This window comes from Mycolicibacillus trivialis, assembly GCF_002102395.1.
Classification (GTDB): domain Bacteria; phylum Actinomycetota; class Actinomycetes; order Mycobacteriales; family Mycobacteriaceae; genus Mycobacterium; species Mycobacterium triviale.
In genome coordinates, this window is record NZ_LQPZ01000025.1 from 1 (window position 1) to 20,116 (window position 20,116).

The 20,116-nt window shown below is 69.1% G+C and carries 16 protein-coding genes, 3 tRNA genes and 1 pseudogene; 11 read left to right on the forward strand and 9 right to left on the reverse strand.

All coding sequences use genetic code 11. The features are described from left to right. Positions 1-451, forward strand: a pseudogene (locus tag AWC30_RS18065) (IS481 family transposase); the annotation flags it as partial. A 45-nt stretch (positions 452-496) separates the two neighbouring features. Here AWC30_RS18065 and AWC30_RS09750 read toward each other — a convergent pair. Further along, a tRNA-Leu gene (locus tag AWC30_RS09750) sits at positions 497-582 on the reverse strand. 236 nt (positions 583-818) lie between these two features. Between AWC30_RS09750 and AWC30_RS09755 the strand changes: the two genes are divergently transcribed. From AWC30_RS09755 to pknB, 7 genes are all read left to right on the forward strand, one after another. After that, positions 819-2,450, forward strand: coding sequence for an FhaA domain-containing protein (locus AWC30_RS09755; RefSeq protein WP_085110006.1), 1,632 nt, complete (start codon positions 819-821; stop codon positions 2,448-2,450). Between the two features lie 123 nt (positions 2,451-2,573). Next, the gene (locus AWC30_RS09760) at positions 2,574-3,041 is read left to right on the forward strand and encodes an FHA domain-containing protein FhaB/FipA (RefSeq protein WP_085110007.1); all 468 of its coding nucleotides are present in this window, start codon (positions 2,574-2,576) and stop codon (positions 3,039-3,041) included. Further along, entirely contained in the window at positions 3,038-4,525 is a 1,488-nt protein-coding gene (locus AWC30_RS09765) for a PP2C family protein-serine/threonine phosphatase (RefSeq protein WP_085110008.1), read from the forward strand. Before AWC30_RS09760 ends, AWC30_RS09765 begins: the two co-directional genes overlap by 4 nt. After that, positions 4,522-5,937, forward strand: a complete 1,416-nt coding sequence (locus AWC30_RS09770; RefSeq protein ID WP_085110009.1) for a peptidoglycan glycosyltransferase RodA — start codon at positions 4,522-4,524, stop codon at positions 5,935-5,937. Before AWC30_RS09765 ends, AWC30_RS09770 begins: the two co-directional genes overlap by 4 nt. Beyond that, positions 5,934-7,409 carry a D,D-transpeptidase PbpA gene (pbpA, locus tag AWC30_RS09775; protein WP_085110010.1) on the forward strand — a complete coding sequence of 492 codons (1,476 nt, stop codon included), beginning with the start codon at positions 5,934-5,936 and terminating at the stop codon, positions 7,407-7,409. The genes AWC30_RS09770 and pbpA overlap by 4 nt, the downstream gene beginning before the upstream one ends. Further along, positions 7,406-8,710 (forward strand): serine/threonine-protein kinase, encoded by a 1,305-nt coding sequence (locus AWC30_RS09780; RefSeq protein WP_085110011.1) that lies wholly within the window; start codon positions 7,406-7,408, stop codon positions 8,708-8,710. Before pbpA ends, AWC30_RS09780 begins: the two co-directional genes overlap by 4 nt. After that, positions 8,707-10,590, forward strand: a complete 1,884-nt coding sequence (pknB, locus tag AWC30_RS09785; protein ID WP_085110012.1) for a Stk1 family PASTA domain-containing Ser/Thr kinase — start codon at positions 8,707-8,709, stop codon at positions 10,588-10,590. Before AWC30_RS09780 ends, pknB begins: the two co-directional genes overlap by 4 nt. A 1-nt stretch (position 10,591) precedes the next feature. Here the strand turns inward: pknB and AWC30_RS09790 are convergent, their stop codons facing one another. After that, complete coding sequence (locus AWC30_RS09790; protein ID WP_085110013.1) at positions 10,592-11,245, reverse strand: aminodeoxychorismate/anthranilate synthase component II; 654 nt, start codon at positions 11,243-11,245, stop codon at positions 10,592-10,594. A gap of 43 nt (positions 11,246-11,288) precedes the next feature. Further along, positions 11,289-12,041: a DUF881 domain-containing protein gene (locus AWC30_RS09795; RefSeq protein WP_085110014.1), complete on the reverse strand. Its 753-nt coding sequence runs from the start codon at positions 12,039-12,041 to the stop codon at positions 11,289-11,291. A gap of 94 nt (positions 12,042-12,135) precedes the next feature. Between AWC30_RS09795 and crgA the strand changes: the two genes are divergently transcribed. Next, on the forward strand, positions 12,136-12,417 hold the full coding sequence (gene crgA / locus AWC30_RS09800; RefSeq protein WP_085110015.1) for a cell division protein CrgA: 282 nt from the start codon (positions 12,136-12,138) through the stop codon (positions 12,415-12,417). 118 nt (positions 12,418-12,535) lie between these two features. Then, on the forward strand, positions 12,536-12,967 hold the full coding sequence (locus tag AWC30_RS09805) for a PH domain-containing protein (protein ID WP_085110016.1): 432 nt from the start codon (positions 12,536-12,538) through the stop codon (positions 12,965-12,967). Between the two features lie 48 nt (positions 12,968-13,015). On the opposite strand, the gene AWC30_RS09810 is transcribed toward AWC30_RS09805, so the two are convergent. Then, the gene (locus tag AWC30_RS09810) at positions 13,016-13,546 is read right to left on the reverse strand and encodes a peptidylprolyl isomerase (protein ID WP_085110017.1); all 531 of its coding nucleotides are present in this window, start codon (positions 13,544-13,546) and stop codon (positions 13,016-13,018) included. 143 nt (positions 13,547-13,689) lie between these two features. Here AWC30_RS09810 and cwsA point away from each other — a divergent pair, with 143 nt between their 5' ends. Beyond that, a complete protein-coding gene (gene cwsA, locus AWC30_RS09815) occupies positions 13,690-14,118 on the forward strand; it encodes a cell wall synthesis protein CwsA (RefSeq protein ID WP_085110018.1) in 429 nt (142 codons plus the stop codon). 25 nt (positions 14,119-14,143) lie between these two features. On the opposite strand, the gene AWC30_RS09820 is transcribed toward cwsA, so the two are convergent. From AWC30_RS09820 to gyrB, 5 genes are all read right to left on the reverse strand, one after another. Next, positions 14,144-14,216: transfer RNA gene (locus tag AWC30_RS09820), tRNA-Ala, on the reverse strand. A gap of 156 nt (positions 14,217-14,372) precedes the next feature. Continuing rightward, positions 14,373-14,446 (reverse strand) — tRNA-Ile (locus AWC30_RS09825). Positions 14,447-14,520: 74 nt separating this feature from the next. Next, positions 14,521-15,324 carry a DUF3566 domain-containing protein gene (locus tag AWC30_RS09830; protein WP_085110019.1) on the reverse strand — a complete coding sequence of 268 codons (804 nt, stop codon included), beginning with the start codon at positions 15,322-15,324 and terminating at the stop codon, positions 14,521-14,523. Between the two features lie 23 nt (positions 15,325-15,347). After that, complete coding sequence (gene gyrA / locus AWC30_RS09835; protein ID WP_085110020.1) at positions 15,348-17,834, reverse strand: DNA gyrase subunit A; 2,487 nt, start codon at positions 17,832-17,834, stop codon at positions 15,348-15,350. Between the two features lie 46 nt (positions 17,835-17,880). Beyond that, on the reverse strand, positions 17,881-19,911 hold the full coding sequence (gyrB, locus tag AWC30_RS09840) for a DNA topoisomerase (ATP-hydrolyzing) subunit B (RefSeq protein ID WP_085110021.1): 2,031 nt from the start codon (positions 19,909-19,911) through the stop codon (positions 17,881-17,883). Positions 19,912-20,116: the final 205 nt, after the last annotated feature.

Consider the following 20,116-nt stretch of genomic DNA (forward strand, 5'->3'; position numbering starts at 1 on the left):
AACGCTTCCACCAAACCCTCAAACGCTGGCTCGCCACCCCCCCCCCCCGGACACACTCGCCGAACTCCAATGCCTACTCGACGACTTCCGCACGATCTACAACACCCAACGCGGCCACCGCGCCCACCCCGGCCACCTCACCCCCCATCAGGCCTACACCGCCCGACCCAAAGCCACCCCCACCAACCAGCCCCACGCCGCCATCCGGCTACGCACCGACACCGTCGACCAATTCGGCAAACTCACCTTGCGCCACGCCAGCCGCCTCCACCACCTCGGCATCGGCCGCGCCCACGCCGGCACCGGCGTACTGATCCTCATCAGCGCCACCACCGTCACCGTCATCAGCAAAACCGGCCACCACATCCTGGCCAGCCACCACATCGACCCCGACCACAACTACTGGCCCAACAAACAGAAAAACCCCGACACAAGCCGGGGTGATCTGTAACCAATGACGCGACTCAGCTGTCACCGATGACGCGACTCATCACATTGGTGGGCGAAGGGGGACTTGAACCCCCACGTCCCGAAGGACACTGGCACCTGAAGCCAGCGCGTCTGCCATTCCGCCACTCGCCCGCGCGACCGGAGGAGACTATCACGGCTGCCCCGGTCGTCCCCAACCGTACCGGGCGCCGCCTCGTCACCCCTCGACACCGGCTGTGAACTGCGTCGATGTCATCCTCAGAGATATTTTGGTGCCGGGAACCCAGCAAATCCCGATACCATCTATCCAGGCGGCGTGGGAAACCCGACACGCCGTGGACGTGTCTGTGACGGCCGGGTTGGTATGGATTCAGTGAGGCGGACGGTGCATGAGCAGCCAGAAGGGGCTCGTTCAGCGCCTCGAGCGCAAGCTCGAGGCAACCGTGGATGACGCATTCGCCCGGGTCTTCGGCGGGTCGATCGTTCCCCAGGAGATCGAGGCTCTGCTGCGCCGCGAAGCCGCCGACGGTGTTCGCGCTCTACAGGGCAACCATCTTTTGGCGCCCAACGAATACATCATTACCCTCAGTGAGAACGATTACGCCAAGGTGAGCGCGGATTCGGACCGCACGTCGAATTCCTTCGCCCGGCACCTGGCCGAGCACATCGCTGAACAGGGGTGGCAAACGTATGGTGAGGTGGTTGTGCGCTTCGAGCAAGCCTCGAATCTGCACACCGGGCAGTTCCGCGCACGCGGTGCCGTCAACCCGGATGCCGCCGACCAACCGACCACTCGCGACGATGCCCCACCACAATCGGACCACGCGATTCCCGCAGAATCAGGAGTGCCACCAATGAGCGACAACCCGAGCTACCGCGGCGGCCCCGGGCAGGGGCACCCCGACGATTACTACGGTCGGCCGCAGGACGATCCGCGAGCCGGTCAGGACCCGCGTGGTCCCTACCCGCCCGAACACGGTGGCCCCGCCGGCCCGCCGCAGGGTGAGCCGGGTTACCCGCCGCAGGGTGGTTACCCGCCGTCGTATGAGCAGCGTCCGCCCGCGCACTACGGACCTGGTGGTCCCGGCGGCCCGGGTGGGCCCGGTGGCCCCGGCGGTCCGGGTGCTCCCGGCGGACCCGGTTTCGACCAGCAGGGCTACGCGCCCGGCGGCCCGGGCGGGCCCGGCGGCCAGCCCGGCTACAGCGACTACGGGCGCGGCCCGGCCCGCCACGACGACGGCGGCTACGGCGCACCGCCGGAACCGCAGCGGCCCGCCTACCCCGATCAGGGTCCGGGCGGCTACGGCCCGCCGCCGGAACAGCAGCGGCCCCCGTACCCGGACCAGGGCGGTGGCTACGGCCAGGGCTACCCGGGTCCGGGGGGACCGCCGTACGGCCAGCAGGAGTACGGCCAGCCGGACTACGGGCAGAGCCCGGGCCAGCCGGACTACGGCCAACCTGACTACGGCCAGCAGGGCCAACCCGACTACGGCCAGCCCGACTACGGGCAGGGCCAACCCGACTACGGCCAGAACTACGCCCAGGGCTACAGCCAACCCGACTACGGCCAGCAGGATTTCGGCCGCTACGACGCGCCCCCGGCCGCCGGCTACGACAGCCCGCCCGGCTACGACTATGCCGAGCAGCAGCCCGGCGGCGGTTACGACTACGGCGACTACGGCCAACAGGGCGGCTACGGCGACTACGGCCAGGGCGGCGGTTACCCGGGCGCCGGGCTGGCGGTCACGCTGCAGCTCGACGACGGCAGTGGCCGCACCTACCAGCTCCGCGAGGGCGCGAACGTGGTCGGCCGTGGCCAGGACGCGCAGTTCCGGCTGCCCGACACCGGGGTCTCACGCCGGCACCTGGAGATCCGCTGGGACGGGCAGGTCGCGCTGCTCTCGGACCTCAACTCGACCAACGGCACCACGGTGAACAACGCCCCGGTTCAGGAATGGCAGCTGGCCGACGGTGACGTCATCCGACTGGGTCACTCCGAGATCGTCGTCCGGATTCACTGAGATCACGTGGGGTCAAGCCGTGTGGCCTGACCCCGCCACGATCACCGTCCAAGTATCGTGACGTTGCTAGCGGGCTCCGCACCGCGGGCGCGATGGTCGGTGCATGGACGGAGAGGACGCCAGATGCAGGGATTGATGCTGCAGCTGACGCGTGCCGGTTTCCTGATGTTGCTGTGGGTGTTCATCTGGTCGGTGCTGCGGGTGCTGCGGGCGGACATCTACGCGCCCACCGGCGCGGTCATGATGCGCCGCGGGCTGACCATCCGCGGCACCCTGCTACCGTCCCGCCAGCAACGCAGCGTCGCGCGGCGGCTCATCGTGACCGACGGCGCCCTGGCCGGTGCGCGCATCACCCTCAGCGGCCAGCCGGTGCTCATCGGCCGCGCCGACGACTCCACCTTGGTCCTGACCGACGACTACGCCTCCACCCGGCATGCCCGACTGTCTCAGCGCGGCACGGAATGGTACGTCGAGGATTTAGGATCGACCAACGGTACTTATCTGGATAAGGCGAAGGTGACCACGGCGGTACGAGTTCCCCTGGGAACGCCGATACGAATCGGCAAGACGGTAATCGAGTTGCGCCCGTGACCCTGGTGCTGCGCTACGCCGCGCGCAGTGACGTCGGGCTGGTGCGCTCCAACAACGAGGATTCGGTGTACGCCGGGGCCCGACTGCTGGCGTTGGCCGACGGGATGGGCGGGCACGCCGCCGGGGAGGTCGCCTCCCAGCTGGTGATCGCCGCACTGGCGCCGCTGGACGACGACGAGCCCGGCGGCGACCTGCTGGGCAAGCTCGACGCCGCGGTCCGACAAGGCAACGCCGCCATCGCCGCCCACGTCGAAGCCGAACCCGAGCTCGACGGGATGGGCACCACCCTCACCGCGATCCTGTTCGCCGGCGACCGGATCGGGATGTGCCACATCGGCGACTCCCGCGGCTACCTGCTGCGCGACGGCGAACTGGGTCAGATCACCAAGGACGACACCTTCGTGCAGACCCTGGTCGACGAGGGCCGGATCAGTGCCGAGGACGCCCACAGCCATCCACAGCGGTCCCTGATCATGCGGGCCCTGACCGGCCACGAGGTTGAGCCGACACTGGTGATGCGCGAAGCCCGTGTCGGCGACCGCTACCTGCTCTGCTCCGACGGACTCTCCGATCCGGTCAGCACCGAGACCATCCTCGAGGCGCTACAGATCGCCGACGTCGAGGAGTGCGCCGACCGGCTCATCGAACTCGCGTTGCGCGGCGGCGGCCCGGACAACGTGACCGTCGTCGTCGCCGACGTCGTCGATACGGATTACGGCCAGACCCGCCCTATCTTGGCCGGCGCCGTCTCCGATGACAGTGACCGGCCTCGCCCCAACACCGCAGCCGGGCGCGCCTCGGCGATCAACCCGCGCCCCAACGTCGTCAAGCGTCGGCTGCCGCAGGTGGACGCCTTCGTCCACCAGCCGCGCTCCCGCACCCGGCTGATCCTGGCCATCGTGCTGGTGATCCTGGTGGCCCTGGCCGCGCTGGCGGTGGGCAAGATCGTCATCAACCGCAACTACTTCGTCACCGCCCACGACGGCAACGTGGCCATCATGCGCGGGGTGCCGGGCACGTTCCTGGGCCGCACCCTGCAGGAACCGTTCCGGCGGGTCTGCCTGGACGCCCGTAACGAACTCTCGCTGGTCGAGTGGACCCAGCCCGCCGAGGGGTCGCGCTGCCGGCCGATGACGCTCGACGACCTGCGACTGTCCGAACGCCAACAGGTCACCGACGGGCTGCCGGCCGGCACCTTCGACGACGCGGTCACCCAGCTGCACAAGCTCGCCGGTCCCGAGGCGCTGCTGCCGCTGTGCTCCACACTCACCACCAAACCCACCCCCACCCACTCCCCGCGCCAGTCCGCGCCGACCGAGTCCGACGCCGCCGAACCGACCACCAGCACGCCGCGCCCGACCCGCGAACCCGGCGACGGACCCAGCACCACCGCGCCCGCCACCCCGACCACCTCCACGCCCCCGGTGACGACCCGGCCCTCCGCTCCACCGACACCGGGAATTGACTGCCGGGACGCGGCATGACGACCCAGCCGCAGCCGGCCGTCACCCCAGCACCCGCACCGCCCCAGCCCGACCGGCGCAACGCCGAGCTGGGGTTGCTGTGTCTGGCCGCGGCCATCACCACCGTGGCGCTGCTGATCGTGGAGGTCGACCAGCACCGTGACCTCGGCTGGGAGATCGTCGGCTACGCCGGCGCCTACCTGGTGCTGTTCGGCGGGGCGCACCTGATGATCCGCCGCTACGCCGCCTACGCCGACCCGCTGCTGCTGCCGGTGGTCGCCCTGCTCAACGGGCTGGGTCTGGTGATGATCCACCGGCTGGACCTGGCCGGCCCACCCGACGGCGGCTCGCAACCCGGCGCCAGCCAGCAGGTGCTGTGGACGCTGGTCGGCGTCATCGCGTTCGCCCTGGTGCTGCTGGTGCTCGACGACCACCGCGAGCTGTCCCGCAACGGTTACCTCTGCGGACTGGCCGGACTGATCCTGCTGGTGATCCCGGCGCTGCTGCCGGCCCGGTTCTCCGAGGAGGGCGGCGCGAAGATCTGGATCCGTTTCCCCGGGTTCTCCATCCAGCCCGCGGAGTTCTCCAAGATCCTACTGCTGATCTTCTTCGCCGCCGTGCTGGTCGCCAAACGCGACCTGTTCACCAGCGCAGGCAAGCATGTCTTCGGGGTCAACCTGCCGCGGCCCCGCGACCTGGCACCGCTGCTGGTCGCCTGGGTCGTCTCGGTCGGGGTGATGGTGTTCGAGAAGGACCTGGGCACCTCGCTGCTGCTCTACACGTCGTTCCTGGTGATCGTCTACATCGCCACCCACCGGGTCAGCTGGGTGCTGATCGGGTTGGCGCTGTTCGTCGCGGGCAGCACCGTGGCCTACTTCGTCTTCGCGCACGTGCGGGTGCGGGTGCAGGCTTGGCTGGACCCGTTCGCCGACCCCGAGGGCACCGGCTACCAGATGGTGCAGTCGCTGTTCAGCTTCGCCACCGGCGGCATCTTCGGCGCCGGCTGGGGCAACGGCCAGCCCGACTACGTCCCGGCGGCATCCACCGACTTCATCATCGCCGCCTTCGGCGAGGAGCTCGGCCTGGTCGGTTTCGCCGCCCTGCTGATGCTGTACACGATCGTCATCATGCGGGGGCTGCGCACCGCGCTGGCCGTGCGCGACAGCTTCGGCAAGCTGCTGGCCGCCGGTCTGGCCGCCACCCTGGCAATCCAGCTGTTCATCGTCGTCGGCGGCGTCACCCGGCTGATCCCGCTGACCGGGCTGACCACGCCGTGGCTGTCCTACGGCGGCTCGTCACTGGTGGCCAACTACATCCTGCTGGCCCTGCTGCTGCGGATCTCCCACGCCGCCCGCCGGCCGCTGGTCGACCCGCCGCCGCAACAGACCACCCCGATCGCCGCCGCGGGCACCGAGGTGATCGAGCGGGTATGAACACCTCACTGCGTCGCGTCTCGATCGCCGTCCTGGCCCTGGTGGTGCTGTTGCTGATCAACGCCACCATCACCCAGGTCTTCTCCGCCGACAGCCTGCGCGCCGACCCGCGCAACCAGCGGATCCTGCTCGACGAGTACTCCCGTCAGCGCGGCCAGATCACCGCCGACGGCCAATTGCTGGCCTATTCGGAGGCGACCGACGGCAAGTTCCGCTTCCAGCGCGTTTACCCGCACCCGCAGGTATCCGCACCGATCACCGGGTTCTACTCGCTGCGCTACTCCAGCAGCGGCCTCGAGCGGGCCGAGGACTCGGTGCTCAACGGCTCCGACGAGCGGCTGTTCGCCCGCCGGCTGGCGGACTTCTTCACCGCCCGCGACCCGCGCGGTGGCAACGTCAACACCACCATCAAGCCGCGGGTGCAGCAGGCCGCCTGGGACGCGATGCAGCACGGCTGCGACCCGGCCTGCAAGGGCGCGGTCGTCGCACTCGAACCGGCCACCGGCCGCATCCTGGCGCTGGTGTCCTCGCCGTCCTACGACCCGAACCTGCTGGCCGCCCACGACCCCGAGGAACAGGTCCGCGCCTGGCAGCGACTACGGGACGACCCGGATGCGCCGCTGACCAACCGGGCGTTGTCCGAGACCTACCCGCCGGGTTCCACGTTCAAGGTGATCACCACCGCCGCCGCACTGACCGCCGGCGCCACCGACGACGACCAGCTCACCGCCGCGCCCCGGATCGAGCTGCCGGACAGCAGCGCCACGGTGGCCAACTTCGGTGAAGCCCGCTGCGGCGACCGGGACACGGTGTCGCTGCGGGAGGCCTTCGCGCGGTCCTGCAACACCGCGTTCGTCCAACTCGGGCTCGACACCGGCGAATCCGCCCTGCGCACCGCCGCCGAGTCGTTCGGCCTCGACGAAACCCCGGCCGCGATCCCGCTGCAGGTCGCCCAGTCCACGATCGGCCCGATTCCCGACGCCGCGGCGCTGGGGATCTCCAGTATCGGGCAGAAGGACGTGGCGCTGACGCCATTGCAGAACGCGCTGGTCGCTGCCACCATCGCCAATCAGGGGGTGATGATGCGGCCCTACCTGGTCGACAGCCTGCAGGGCCCGGATCTGGCGAACATCGCCGCGACCGCGCCCCAGACGCAACGGCGTGCGGTCTCTCCGCAGGTCGCCGCTAAGCTGACTGAACTGATGATCGGCGCCGAGTCATTGACCCAGCAGGAAGGAGCCCTTCCCGGCGTGCAGATCGCATCCAAGACCGGTACCGCCGAGCACGGGACCGACCCGCGTAACACCCCGCCGCACGCGTGGTACATCGCTTTCGCACCCGCTGAGAACCCGCGGGTGGCGGTCGCGGTGCTGGTGGAGGATGGCGGGGACCGACTCTCGGCTACCGGGGGTGCGCTCGCCGCCCCGATCGGACGCGCCGTGATCGAGGCCGCGCTGCAGGGAGGATCATGAGCCCGAAAGTAGGCGCAACGCTGTCCGGCCGCTACCGGCTGCAGCGACTCATCGCCACCGGCGGCATGGGCCAGGTGTGGGAGGCGGTCGACAACCGCCTGGGCCGGCGCGTGGCGATCAAGGTGCTCAAGGCGGAGTTCTCCACCGACCCGGAGTTCATCGAACGGTTCCGCACCGAAGCGCGCACCACCGCCATGCTCAACCACCCCGGCATCGCCAGCGTGCACGACTACGGCGAGACCGAAATGGACGACCAGGGCCGCACCGCCTACCTGGTGATGGAGTTGGTCAACGGCGAACCGCTCAGCTCCGTGCTCAAACGCACCGGCAAACTGTCGCTGCGCCACGCCCTGGACATGCTGGAGCAGACCGGGCGCGCACTGCAGATCGCCCACACCGCCGGGCTGGTCCACCGCGACGTCAAACCGGGCAACATCATGATCACCCCCACCGGACAGGTCAAGATCACCGACTTCGGCATCGCCAAGGCCGTCGACGCCGCCCCGGTCACCCAGACCGGCATGGTGATGGGCACCGCCCAGTACATCGCCCCCGAGCAGGCCCTCGGCCATGACGCCACCGCGGCCAGCGACGTCTACTCCCTCGGCGTGGTGGGCTATGAGGTGCTGTCCGGCAAACGACCCTTCATCGGCGACGGCGCACTGACCGTAGCGATGAAACACATCAAGGAGCCACCCCCGCCGCTGCCCGCCGAACTGCCGGCCAACGTGCGGGAACTGATCGAGATCACGCTGGTGAAGAACCCCGGCATGCGCTACCAAAGCGGCGGGCCGTTCGCCGACGCGGTCGCCGCCGTCCGCTCCGGCCACCGCCCGCCGCGCCCCAGCCGGCTGCCGTCGGCGGGCCGGGCCGCACCCACCGCGATCCCGTCGACCGGGCTCACCCGGGCCGCACCCGCCGCGGCGTCCCGCCCGGCGCCCGCCCGATCCCGCCCGGCGCGCACCGGATCCCATCGCACCCCGCCGCCCCCGCGGCGCGCCTTCACCTCCGGGCAGCGGGCGCTGCTGTGGGCGGCCGGAGTGCTGGTCACTCTCGCGGTGATCAGCGCTGTGCTCATCGTGCTCAACGCGCACAACAACAGTTCGTCGACGACGTCGACGTTCACCGACACCCCGGCCACTCAGACCGATGAGCCGGCGGCCGAAGCCCCGGCCGCACCCACCGAGCCGGCGGAACCCGCCCCGGCCGCACCCGCCGCATGGAGCGGCCCCGTCGCTTCCGACGCGCTGATCCGGGTTGTCCCGGCGACACCCCCACACCGACTCGAGGCGCCGCGATGACGACTCCGCAACACCTCTCCGACCGCTACGAACTCGGGGACATCCTCGGCTTCGGCGGCATGTCCGAGGTCCACCTGGCCCGCGACCAGCGACTGCACCGCGACGTCGCGATCAAAGTGCTGCGAGCCGACCTGGCCCGTGACCCCAGTTTCTATCTGCGGTTCCGGCGTGAGGCGCAGAACGCCGCCGCGCTGAACCACCCGGCGATCGTCGCGGTTTACGACACCGGAGAAGCCGAAACCCCCTCGGGCCCACTGCCATACATCGTGATGGAGTACGTCGACGGCGTCACCCTGCGCGACATGGTGCAGAACGACGGCCCCCTGCCGGTGCAGCGCGCGATCGAGATCATCGCCGACGCCTGCCAGGCCCTCAACTTCTCCCACCAGCACGGGATCATCCACCGCGACGTCAAGCCGGCCAACATCATGGTCAGCAAGAGCAACGCGGTGAAGGTGATGGACTTCGGCATCGCCCGCGCCCTGGCCGACAGCCACAACGTCACGCAGACCGCCGCCGTCATCGGCACCGCTCAGTACCTCTCGCCGGAACAGGCCCGCGGTGAGCCGGTGGACGCCCGCTCCGATGTGTACTCGCTGGGCTGCGTGCTCTACGAGATCATCACCGGCGAGCCACCTTTCGTCGGAGACTCGCCGGTTGCCGTTGCCTACCAACATGTCCGCGAGGACCCGGTTCCGCCGTCCCAGCGGCACAGCGGAATTCCCGCCGGCCTGGATGCGGTCGTGCTCAAGGCGCTGGCGAAGAACCCCGACAACCGGTACCAGACCGCCGCCGACATGCACACCGACCTGATCCGGGTCTACAACGGCGAGCAGCCCGAGGCGCCCAAGGTCCTCACCGACGCCGACCGAGCGTCGCTGCTGAAGAGCTCCGCCGGGTCCGCGGCCGGCGGCCCGCAAACCGACCCGCTGCCCCGCCAGCAACTGGACTTCAGCGGCGACCGCGCCGCCGGGTCATCGGTGGCCCGGTGGCTGGTGGCGGTGGCCGTGCTCGCGGTGCTCACCATCGGCGTGACGGTGGCGATCCAGGTCTTCGGCGGCAAACGCCCTCATGAACTGCAGGTGCCCGACGTGCGCGGCATGGTCTCCGCCGACGCGGTCGCGGAGTTGCAGAAGAAGGGCTTCGAGGTCCGCACCGAGCAAAAAGCCGACTCCGAGGTGCCCCCCGACCACGTGATCAGCACCGAGCCCGGAGCCAACGACATGGCGCGCAAGGGCGACGTGATCATCGTCAAGGTGTCCTACGGTCCCGAGCAGCGCCAGCTGCCCGACGTGGCGTCGCTGAGCTATGAGACTGCGGTCAAAAAGCTGCAGGACCGCGGGTTCAGCAAGTTCAAACGCACCGAGGCGCCCTCGACCCCGGAGCTCAAGGACCGGGTTGTCGGCACCAACCCGCCGGTCAACTCCACCTCGGCGATCACGAACGAGATCGAGGTGATCGTCGGCACCGGGCCGGAAATGAAGGACGTGCCCGATGTGGGCGGGCAGACCGTCGAGTCCGCACGACAGAACCTCGAGGTCTACGGATTCACCAAGGTCACCGAGGTCAACGTGGACAGCCCGCGCCCGGCCGGCGAAGTGGTCGGCACGAACCCGGCCGCGGGGGCCAACACCCCCCTCGACACGGTCATCGAGTTGCAGGTCTCCCGCGGCAACCAGTTCATCATGCCGGACGTGTCGGGCATGTTCTGGACCGACGCCGAGCCGCAACTGCGGGCATTGGGCTGGACCGGCATGCTGGTCAAGGGCGCCGACGTCGACGCGGGCGGCGACTCGCACAACCGGGTCGTCTACCAGAGCCCGGCCGCGGGCAAGGGCGTCAACCGCGACGCCAACATCACCCTGAAATTCGGCCAGTAGCTCAGCCGGCCGCGGCGCTGAGCCGCTGGCGCAGTTCCTGCTCGAGGCGCGACAGCAGCGCCTCGTCGCGGGGCAGGCCGCACTCGGTGAGCCAGTTGGCCAACAGCCGGTGGCCGCCCTCGGTCAGGATCGACTCCGGGTGGAACTGCACCCCGTGGATGGGCAGGTCGCGGTGCTGGACCCCCATGATGACCCCACCGCGGGTGCGGGCGGTGACCCGGAGTTCGGCCGGGAGGGTCTCGGGCAGGATCGTCAGCGAGTGATAGCGGGTCGCGGTGAACGGATCGGGCAGCCCCCGCAGCACCCCGCCGTCCTCGTGGTGGACGCTGCTGGTCTTGCCGTGCAACAACTCCGGGGCCCGGTCCACCGTCGCCCCGTAGGCCACACCGATGGCCTGGTGGCCCAGGCAGACCCCCAGCAACGGGGTGCGCGACTGCGCGCAAGCGTGCACCAGGGGGATCGAGGCGCCGGCCCGCTCCGGGGTGCCCGGTCCGGGGCTGAGCAGCACCCCGTCGACGCCCGCGGCCACGGCGGCCGGGTCGGACAGGTGCGGGTCGTCGTTGCGCCATACCGTCGCCTCGACGCCCAACTGGCCGAGATACTGCACCAGGTTGAACACGAAGCTGTCGTAGTTGTCGACGACCAGGACCCGCATCGTCCCAGGCTACCGGGGCCGCGGGCCGGAACGACAGCGGCGGTCAGTAGCCGAGCGGGCCGGCCGGCTCGGCGAACCGCATCCGTAGCGGGTCGGTGTAGGCCGCGACGGTCAGGTCCGAGGACGGCCGTTCGCTGTAACCCAGACCGAAGCGCACCACGTACTGGCGGTAGAGGATCACCAGCGGCGCCTCGGCCAGCGCCGTGCTCATCGCGTCCGCATCGCCGATCGCGGTGATGGTGTACGGCGGGCTGTAGGTTCGGCCGTTGAGCAGCAGGGTGTTGCCCACGCAGCGCACCGCCGACGTCGCGATCACCCGCTGGTCCTGCACCTGGACGGCCTCGGCGCCCGCGCTCCACATCGCGTTGAGCACGGCCTGGATGTCCTGCTGGTGCACCACCAGGTCGTCGGGGGAGGCGTCGCGGGGGAACCGGCCATGGGCGTCGCGCTGGGCGTCGGTCAGCGTGACCTGCAGCCCGGGACCGCTGACCGCACCGAGGCCGGCGATCGCGGACAGTTGGCTGTCCCGGTCGCGCATCGCGGCCAGCGCCGCGTCCGGTGAACCGCCATGGACCGACTCGGTCGCGGCGGCCAGGGCGGCACGGCGGTCGGTGAGCTCGTCCACCACCGCCCGCTCCTCGTGCACCATGTCCACCAGCCGCGGTGCGTCGCTGCCGCGGATCTCATCGCCTCCGGAGACCCCGTGGGTGGCGGCCAGCAGCAGCCCGGCGGCCAGGCAGACCACCGGGACACCGACCGACCACGGCGAGCGGCGCCGGGCGACCGTTGTGGACATCGGCTCTCCGTTCTGTGCATGCGACCCTGCGTTAGGCTCGGTGGCAACGAATGTTCGCAGGTGTACCCCCGCCCGCTCAGTATCCGAGGTTCTGATGCCCAAGTCCAAAGTCCGTAAGAAGAACACCTTCGCCGCCAGCTCGGTGAGCCGCACCCCGGTGAAGGTGAAGGCTGGGCCGTCCAGCGTGTGGTTCGTCGCCCTGTTCATCGGGCTGATGCTGTTCGGGCTGGTCTGGCTGATGGTCTTCCAGTTGGCGGCCACCGGGTACGACGTGCCCAACGCGCTGATCTGGATGGCCGATCTGGGCCCGTGGAACTACGCGATCGCGTTCGCGTTCATGATCACCGGCCTGCTGCTGACCATGCGGTGGCGCTGAAAAGTCACGGTCAGGTCACGATCCGTTGTCCCGGCCGCAACCGAATCGTGACCCAATCACACGCGTGTGATTTATCCCCACTGTGGAAAACGCCTGTGGATAACTCGGAGGTGTGGGGATGACCGGGCCTGAGGAACCGACGGTCTGCTGGGCGCCGCCCACCGCGGGCATCGTGGCCGCAGGCGGAGCCGGGCTGGTCCTGCTCACCCTCGGCCTGCTGGCCGTCACCGACGCGCCGGGCCGGGTTCTGATCACGCTGGCCGGTCTCGGCCTGCTCGGTTTCGCGGTGCTGTCCTGGCGGGCACGGCCGCGGCTGGCCGTGGCAGGCGCGGAACTGGTGGTGCACGGCTGGTTCCGCACACGGCGGCTGACCCGGGAGGCGATCGCGCTGATCCGGATCACCGAGTTCCAGCGCATCGGCCGCAAGACACGGCTGCTGGAGATCGAGACCACCGACGACGATCTGGTGGTGTTCTCGCGCTGGGACCTGGGCACCGACCCGGTGGATGTGCTCGACGCGCTGACCGTCGCCGGCTTCGCCGGCCGCTGAGGCGTCCCCGCGCCGGGTCGGCGCGGCGTCAGGCCCCGTCGGGTCTCGTCAGGCGACCGTGATCGACTCGATCACGACCGGCTCGGTGGGCCGGTCGCCGCTGTCGGTCACGGTGTTGGCGATCTCGTCGACGACCTTCTTGGAGTCGGCGTCGCGGACCTCACCGAAGATGGTGTGCCTGCGGTTGAGGTGCGGGGTCACGCCGACGGTGATGAAGAACTGCGACCCGTTGGTGCCGGGACCGGCGTTGGCCATCGCCAGCAGGTAGGGCCGGTCGAACTGCAGTTCCGGGTGGAACTCGTCGCCGAACTGGTAGCCCGGACCGCCGCGGCCGGTGCCGGTGGGGTCACCGCCCTGGATCATGAACCCGCTGATGACCCGGTGGAACACCGCGCCGTCGTAGAACGGGCCGGTCGAGCCGCCGGAGGCGTTGGTGGTCGAGTAGTCCTTGCTCCCCTGGGCGAGGCCGACGAAGTTGTCGACGGTCTTGGGGGCGTGGTTGCCGAAGAGCGCAATCTCGATGTTGCCGCGGTTGGTGTGCAGCGTGGCGCTCGCGGTCTGCTGAGGGCTGTTGGTCACGGAATGACAGTCTGCCCGATGGCCGGTACCGCCCGGACGCCCGGGTGCCCCCGGCACCGGTTCTGTGCGCCCAACCGCCCCGCGGCGGGCCCAAAGATGGCAGGCTTAGCAAAGTCCGGACCCGGCAGGCGGAGAGGTGGCAGATGAGGGCGAAGACGGAAGCGGCGCTGACCCCGCGACAGCGGCTGGGCCGCGGGCTGACCTACACCGCGGTCGGTCCGGTCGACGTCACCCGCGGTGTCGTCGGATTGGGGCTGAACAGCGCCCAGGCCGGGGTGAACAGTCTGCGCCGCCGCTACCGTGAGGGCCGGCTCGCCCACGAGGTGAGCGCCGCGCAGGAGGTGCTGGCCGACGAGTTCGCGGCGGCCCAGGAAGTGGTCGCCGGGCTGCCGCAGGCCCTGCGGGAAGCCCGCCGGTCCCGGCGACGGACACCTCGTCCGTGGGTGATCGGTGTCGCGGCGACCGCGGTGGTGGCCGGCGGTGTTGCCGCCGTGGTGATCGTGCGGCGAGCCGGCCGCACCGAGGAGCCGTCGCCGCGGCCGCCCAGTGTCGAGGTTCAGCCGCGCCCGTAGCCCGCGCGTCGCAGGTCGAGATCTGTGGAGCCTAGGGGAATCGAACCCCTGACACCTGCCTTGCAAAGGCAGTGCTCTACCAACTGAGCTAAGGCCCCTGGCTGCCGGTCAGCCGGTCGGCTCGGGAAGCGTGTGCCAGACCTCGCCGCTCCGCCCGGAGCGCACGGCCAGCACGGCTATCGCCGCAACCAGCGCCAGCACCAACCACCGCACGCGTCGCACCTTTCTCGGTGGGCCGGGACCGGCCGGCTCGGTGGGCCTAGGAGGACTCGAACCTCCGACCTCTTCGTTATCAGCGAAGCGCTCTAACCGCCTGAGCTATAGGCCCGGATGTTGTGGACGACCGAGCGACGAGATTACCGCACCCGGCTGCCGGCCCCAAACTACCCGATCCGCCGCCCGCTACTCGCGGTCGGCCAGGGTGACCTCGACGCCGCCGACCAGGTCGGCGGCGAGGTTGTAGACGAACGCGCCCAGCGCCGCCATCGCGGTGAGCAGCACGATGTTCACCAGGCCGATCAATGTGGCGGTGCCGAAGATCGAGCCGGCCGAGATCATGTCTCCGCCGGTGCTGACGCTGGTCTGTTGCAGCAGGTCACCGACGGTGTCGTTGAGCTTGCTCCAGACCCCCATGGCGCCGAGGATCAGATAGAGGAAGGCCACGGCGATCATCCAGGCGAAGAACAGCGCCACCGACAGGATCAGCGACGCCTTGAGCGTCGTCCACGGATCGATCCGGCGGATCTGCATGCTGGCCCGGACCGGCCCCCCGCCGCGGCGACCGACCTGGATCGCACTGCTGCCGGTCGACGGCGCGGGGCGTTTCGCCGGTGCGGCCGGCGCGGCGGTCTTGCGGGGCGTGGTGCGCGCCGGCCCGGACAGGTCCGGGAGCTCGCTGCCGTAGGAATCGGTGTCCGGGCGGGCCGGCTCCACCCGCGTCGCGGTCGGGTCGGACTGCGCCGGCCGTGGCCGCACCGCCGATCCGGACAGCACCCGCTCGCCGGCCCGGCCGTCGCCCGGCCCGGTCTTGGCCGACTCGGGCGCGGGACCCGTCGACGCCCGCCGGGCTGCCCCGCGCTGCCAGGGCGGCGCGACTTCGCCGGAGGTCCCCCCGCGGGCGGGTTCCGGACCGGTGCGGCCCGGGCTCGCCGGCTCCGGCGCGGCGGCGCCCGGTCCGGTCTTCTCCGGCTCGTGTGGCGATGTCACCGGTGGACTCCTTAGCCGTCGGGTTAGCTGCCCGACTCGTCATCGACTATGTCGGCATTGCGCGCGATCGCTATCAGTGTGTCGCCCTCGCCCAGGTTCATCAACCGAACGCCCTTGGTTTGGCGGCCGGCCTTACGGACCTGGCGTGCCTTGGTGCGGATCACCCCACCGGAGGAGGTGATGGCGTACACCTCGCTCTCGTTGTCGACGATCAGCGCCCCCACCAGCCGGCCGCGGCGCCGGTCGTACTGGATGGTCAGGATGCCCTTGCCGCCACGACCCTGGGCGGTGTACTCCTCGATCGCGGTGCGCTTGGCGTAGCCGCCGGAGGTCGCCACCAGCAGGAAGGTGTCCTCGCGCACCACGTTGAGTGACAGCAGGTAGTCGTCGGCGTTGAAGCGCATGCCCTGCACGCCGGAGGTGGCCCGGCCCATCGGCCGCAGTGCCTCGTCGGTCGCGGAGAACCTGATCGACTGGCCGTTGGCCGAGACCAGCAGCAGGTCGTCCTCGGCCGAGCACAACATCGCGCCGACCAGTTCGTCGCCGTCACGCAGGTTGATCGCGACGATGCCGCCGGAACGGTTCGAGTCGAAATCGGTCAGCTTGGACTTCTTGACCAGCCCGTTGCGGGTGGCCAGCACCAGGTAGGGCGCGTCCTCGTAGCCCTGGATCTGGATCACCTGCGCGATGCGTTCCTCGGGCTGGAAGGCCAGCAGGTTCGCGACGTGCTGGCCGCGCGCGGTGCGCGAAGCCTCCGGCAGGTCGTAGGCCTTGGCCCGATACACCCGGCCCTGCGTGGTGAAGAACAGGATCCAGTCGTGGGTGGAGCAGACGAAGAAGTGCTTGACGATATCGTCCTGCTTGAGGCCGGCGCCCTGCACGCCCTTGCCGCCGCGCTTCTGGCTGCGGTACAGGTCGGTGCGGGTGCGTTTCGCGTAGCCGGTCTCGGTGATCGTGACGACCACGTCCTCGCGGGCGATCAGGTCCTCGTCGCTGACGTCGCCGTCGGCCGGGACGAGCTTGGACCGCCGGTCGTCGCCGTACTTCTCGACGATCTCGGCCAGTTCGTCGCGCACGATCGCACGCTGGCGCTCCGGCTTGGCCAGGATGTCCTCGAGGTCGGCGATCTCGGCTTCGATCTTGGCGAGGTCGTCGATGATCCGCTGCCGTTCCAGGGCGGCCAGCCGACGCAGCTGCATGTCCAGGATCGCCTGAGCCTGGATGTCATCGATGTCGAGCAGGTCGATCAGGCCCTGCCGGGCGATGTCGACGGTCTGCGAGGCCCGGATCAGTGCGATGACCTCGTCGAGGGCGTCAAGCGCCTTGACCAGGCCGCGCAGGATGTGGGCCCGCTCGTTGGCCTTGCGCAGCCGATAGGTGGTGCGCCGGACGATGACGTCGAGCTGGTGGTCGACGTAGTGGCGGATCATCTGGTCCAGCCGCAGGGTGCGCGGCACCCCGTCGACGATCGCCAGCATGTTGGCACCGAAGCTGGTCTGCAGCTGGGTGTGCTTGTAGAGGTTGTTCAGCACCACCCGCGCCACCGCGTCGCGCTTGACGTCGATGACGATGCGCAGGCCCACCCGGTCACTGCTCTGGTCCTCGATGTGGGCGATGCCGGCCAGCTTGCCGTCGCGCACCTGCTCGGCGATCGAGGTGATGAAGTTGTCGTGGTTGACCTGGTAGGGCAGCTCGGTGATGACCAGCGAGTTGCGCCCCCGGGAGTCCTCCTCGATCTCCACCACACCGCGCATCCGGATCGAACCGCGCCCGGTGGTGTAGGCGTCGTGGATGCCCTGGGTGCCGACGATCAGGCCGGCGGTCGGGAAGTCCGGGCCCTTGACCCGTTCCATGACCGCGGCGAGGGTCGCCTCCTCGTCGGCGTCGAAGTTGTCCAGCGCCCAGTACACCGCCTCGGCGAGTTCGCGCAGGTTGTGCGGCGGGATGTTGGTCGCCATCCCGACGGCGATACCGCCGGAGCCGTTGGCCAGCAGGTTGGGGAACCGGCTGGGCAGCACGGTCGGTTCCTGCACCCGACCGTCGTAGTTCGGGATGAAATCGACTGTCTCCTCGTCGATTTCACGCAGCATCTCCATCGCGAGCGGGGTGAGCCGCGCCTCGGTGTAACGCATCGCGGCCGGCGGGTCGTTGCCCGGCGAACCGAAGTTGCCCTGCCCGTCGACCAGTGGGTAGCGCATCGACCAGGACTGCGCCATCCGGACCAGGGTGTCGTAGATCGACGAGTCACCGTGCGGGTGGTAGTTACCCATCGTCTCGGCGACCGAACGCGCCGACTTCGCGTGGCTGCGGTCCGGGCGGAAGCCGGAGTCGAACATGGCGTAGAGCACGCGCCGGTGCACCGGCTTGAGACCATCGCGGACTTCGGGCAGTGCGCGACCGACGATCACGCTCATCGCGTAGTCGATGTAGCTGCGCTGCATCTCCTGCTGGATGTCGACCGGTTCGATGCGGTCGGCGGCGTCTTCGGGCGGCAACGTCGTGTCGGTCATATGGTCCCCGTTCTTCGGTCAGGAAAGTCGAATCCGGCGCACAGCGTCAGACATCAAGGAAACGAACGTCTTTGGCGTTGCGGGTGATGAAACTGCGCCGAGCGCCGACGTCCTCACCCATCAGGATGGAGAACAGCTCGTCGGCGGCGGCGGCGTCATCGAGTGTCACCTGGCGAAGGACCCGAACCGTGGGGTCCATCGTGGTCTCCCACAGTTCCTTCGCGTTCATCTCGCCAAGACCCTTGTACCGCTGGATCCCGTCGTCCTTGTTGATCTTCTTGCCGGCCTCTTGCCCGCGCTTGAGCAGGCCGTCCCGCTCGCGGTCGGAGTAGGCGAACTCCGCCGGCTCGTTGCGCTGCCACTTCAGCTTGTACAGCGGCGGCTGGGCCAGATAGACGTGGCCGTTCTCGATCAGCGGGCGCATGAACCGGAACAGCAGGGTGAGGAGCAGCGTGGCGATGTGCTGGCCGTCGACGTCGGCGTCGGCCATCAGCACGATCTTGTGGTAGCGCAACTTCTCCAGGTCGAACTCGTCGTGGATACCGGTGCCCAGCGCGGTGATGATCGCCTGGACCTCGGTGTTCTTCAGCACCCTGTCGATCCGGGCCTTCTCGACGTTGATGATCTTGCCGCGCAGCGGAAGAATCGCTTGGTACATCGAATCGCGCCCGCTCTTGGCCGAGCCGCCGGCCGAATCACCCTCAACCACATACAGTTCGGATTTCGTCGGGTCGGTGGACCGGCAGTCGGCGAGCTTGCCGGGCAGGCCCCCGAGGTCGGTTGCGCTCTTGCGTCGCACCAGATCCCGTGCCTTGCGGGCGGCGATGCGCGCCTGCGCGGAGGACAGCGCTTTGTTGATGATCAGTTTGGCCTCGGCCGGGTTGGATTCGAACCAGTGGCCCAGTTGCTCGTTGCAGACCCGTTGCACGAACGATTTGACCTCGGTGTTGCCGAGTTTGGTCTTGGTCTGCCCCTCGAACTGCGGCTCGGCCACCTTCACCGAGATCACCGCCGCCAGGCCCTCGCGGATGTCGTCACCGGTGAGGTTGGAGTCCTTGTCTTTCAGCAGTTTTCGGTCCCGGGCGTATTTGTTGACCACCGAGGTCAGTGCGCTGCGGAATCCCTCCTCGTGGGTGCCGCCCTCGGCGGTGTTGATGGTGTTGGCGAAGGTGTGCACCGAGTCCTTGTTGTAGCCGTCGTTCCACTGCATGGCGATCTCAACCTCGTGGCCGTCGCCCTTGCCGGAGAAGTCGACCACCGACTTGTGGATCGCGGTCTTGGTGCGGTTGATGTGCTTGACGTAGTCCACGAGCCCACCGGGGTAGTGGAACTTGCGTTGCTTGAGCTTCTGCGGCGCGGCGGATTCGGCGGCCTGCTGCTCCGCGGATTTCGGCGCGTCGGCGACCTCGCTGACCACCTCGTCGACGACCTCGGCCTTGGTCACCCGGGTGTCGGTGAGGTTGATGACCAGTCCCTTGTTGAGGAACGCCATCTCCTGGAGGCGTCGGGAGACCGTCTCGAAGTCGTATTCGGTGGTCTCGAAGACCTCCGGGTCCGCCCAGAACCGCACCGTGGTGCCGGTCTTCTTGGTCTTCTCGCCCTGCTTGAGGGTGCCGGGGACGGAGTAGTCGTAGACCTGGTACCACTCGTGCCCATTGCGGCTGATCTCCACCTCGAGCTTGGTGGACAACGCGTTGACCACCGACACCCCGACGCCATGCAGGCCGCCGGAGACCGCATAGGAATCCGAGTCGAACTTGCCGCCGGCGTGGAGCTGGGTCATCACGACGTCAACGGTCGGGACACCCGAGGCGTGCATGCCCACCGGGATCCCGCGCCCGTCGTCGCGCACCTCGACCCCGCCGTCCTCGAGCAGAACCACGTCGATGGTGGTGGCGTAGCCCGCCATCGCCTCGTCGACCGCGTTGTCCACGACCTCCCAGACCAGGTGGTGCAGGCCGCGCTCACCGGTGGAGCCGATGTACATGCCGGGGCGTTTGCGGACGGCCTCCAGGCCCTCCAAGATCGTGATCGACTCGGCGCCGTACTCGTCTTTTTTCTTCTTCGGGGCAGCCACGGTCGGAACGGTCTCCTCGGGGTGTCACGTGCGGGGCGGTTCAGCCACCGCAGCAGGTCGTCGACTCAGTCTACCGTCAACCACCGACGGCACCGGTTTTCTGGGTGCGTTTCCACCTATCTAATTGCGTCGTGTGCTGAATATCTTGATTTCGGGGGTGTCCGCACGCTGGACAGGACGCTTCACTCGATCCTGGCGGCTGTCA

Excerpts from the sequence above, each read along its gene's own strand:
- crgA (WP_085110015.1), top strand. The coding sequence starts at position 12,136 with ATGCCCAAGTCCAAAGTCCGTAAGAAGAACACCTTCGCCGCCAGCTCG.
- AWC30_RS09805 (WP_085110016.1), top strand. The coding sequence starts at position 12,536 with ATGACCGGGCCTGAGGAACCGACGGTCTGCTGGGCGCCGCCCACCGCG.
- pknB (WP_085110012.1), top strand. The coding sequence starts at position 8,707 with ATGACGACTCCGCAACACCTCTCCGACCGCTACGAACTCGGGGACATC.
- gyrA (WP_085110020.1), bottom strand. The coding sequence starts at position 17,834 with ATGACCGACACGACGTTGCCGCCCGAAGACGCCGCCGACCGCATCGAA.
- cwsA (WP_085110018.1), top strand. The coding sequence starts at position 13,690 with ATGAGGGCGAAGACGGAAGCGGCGCTGACCCCGCGACAGCGGCTGGGC.
- AWC30_RS09780 (WP_085110011.1), top strand. The coding sequence starts at position 7,406 with ATGAGCCCGAAAGTAGGCGCAACGCTGTCCGGCCGCTACCGGCTGCAG.
- AWC30_RS09755 (WP_085110006.1), top strand. The coding sequence starts at position 819 with ATGAGCAGCCAGAAGGGGCTCGTTCAGCGCCTCGAGCGCAAGCTCGAG.
- AWC30_RS09790 (WP_085110013.1), bottom strand. The coding sequence starts at position 11,245 with ATGCGGGTCCTGGTCGTCGACAACTACGACAGCTTCGTGTTCAACCTG.
- AWC30_RS09760 (WP_085110007.1), top strand. The coding sequence starts at position 2,574 with ATGCAGGGATTGATGCTGCAGCTGACGCGTGCCGGTTTCCTGATGTTG.
- AWC30_RS09770 (WP_085110009.1), top strand. The coding sequence starts at position 4,522 with ATGACGACCCAGCCGCAGCCGGCCGTCACCCCAGCACCCGCACCGCCC.
- AWC30_RS09795 (WP_085110014.1), bottom strand. The coding sequence starts at position 12,041 with ATGTCCACAACGGTCGCCCGGCGCCGCTCGCCGTGGTCGGTCGGTGTC.
- pbpA (WP_085110010.1), top strand. The coding sequence starts at position 5,934 with ATGAACACCTCACTGCGTCGCGTCTCGATCGCCGTCCTGGCCCTGGTG.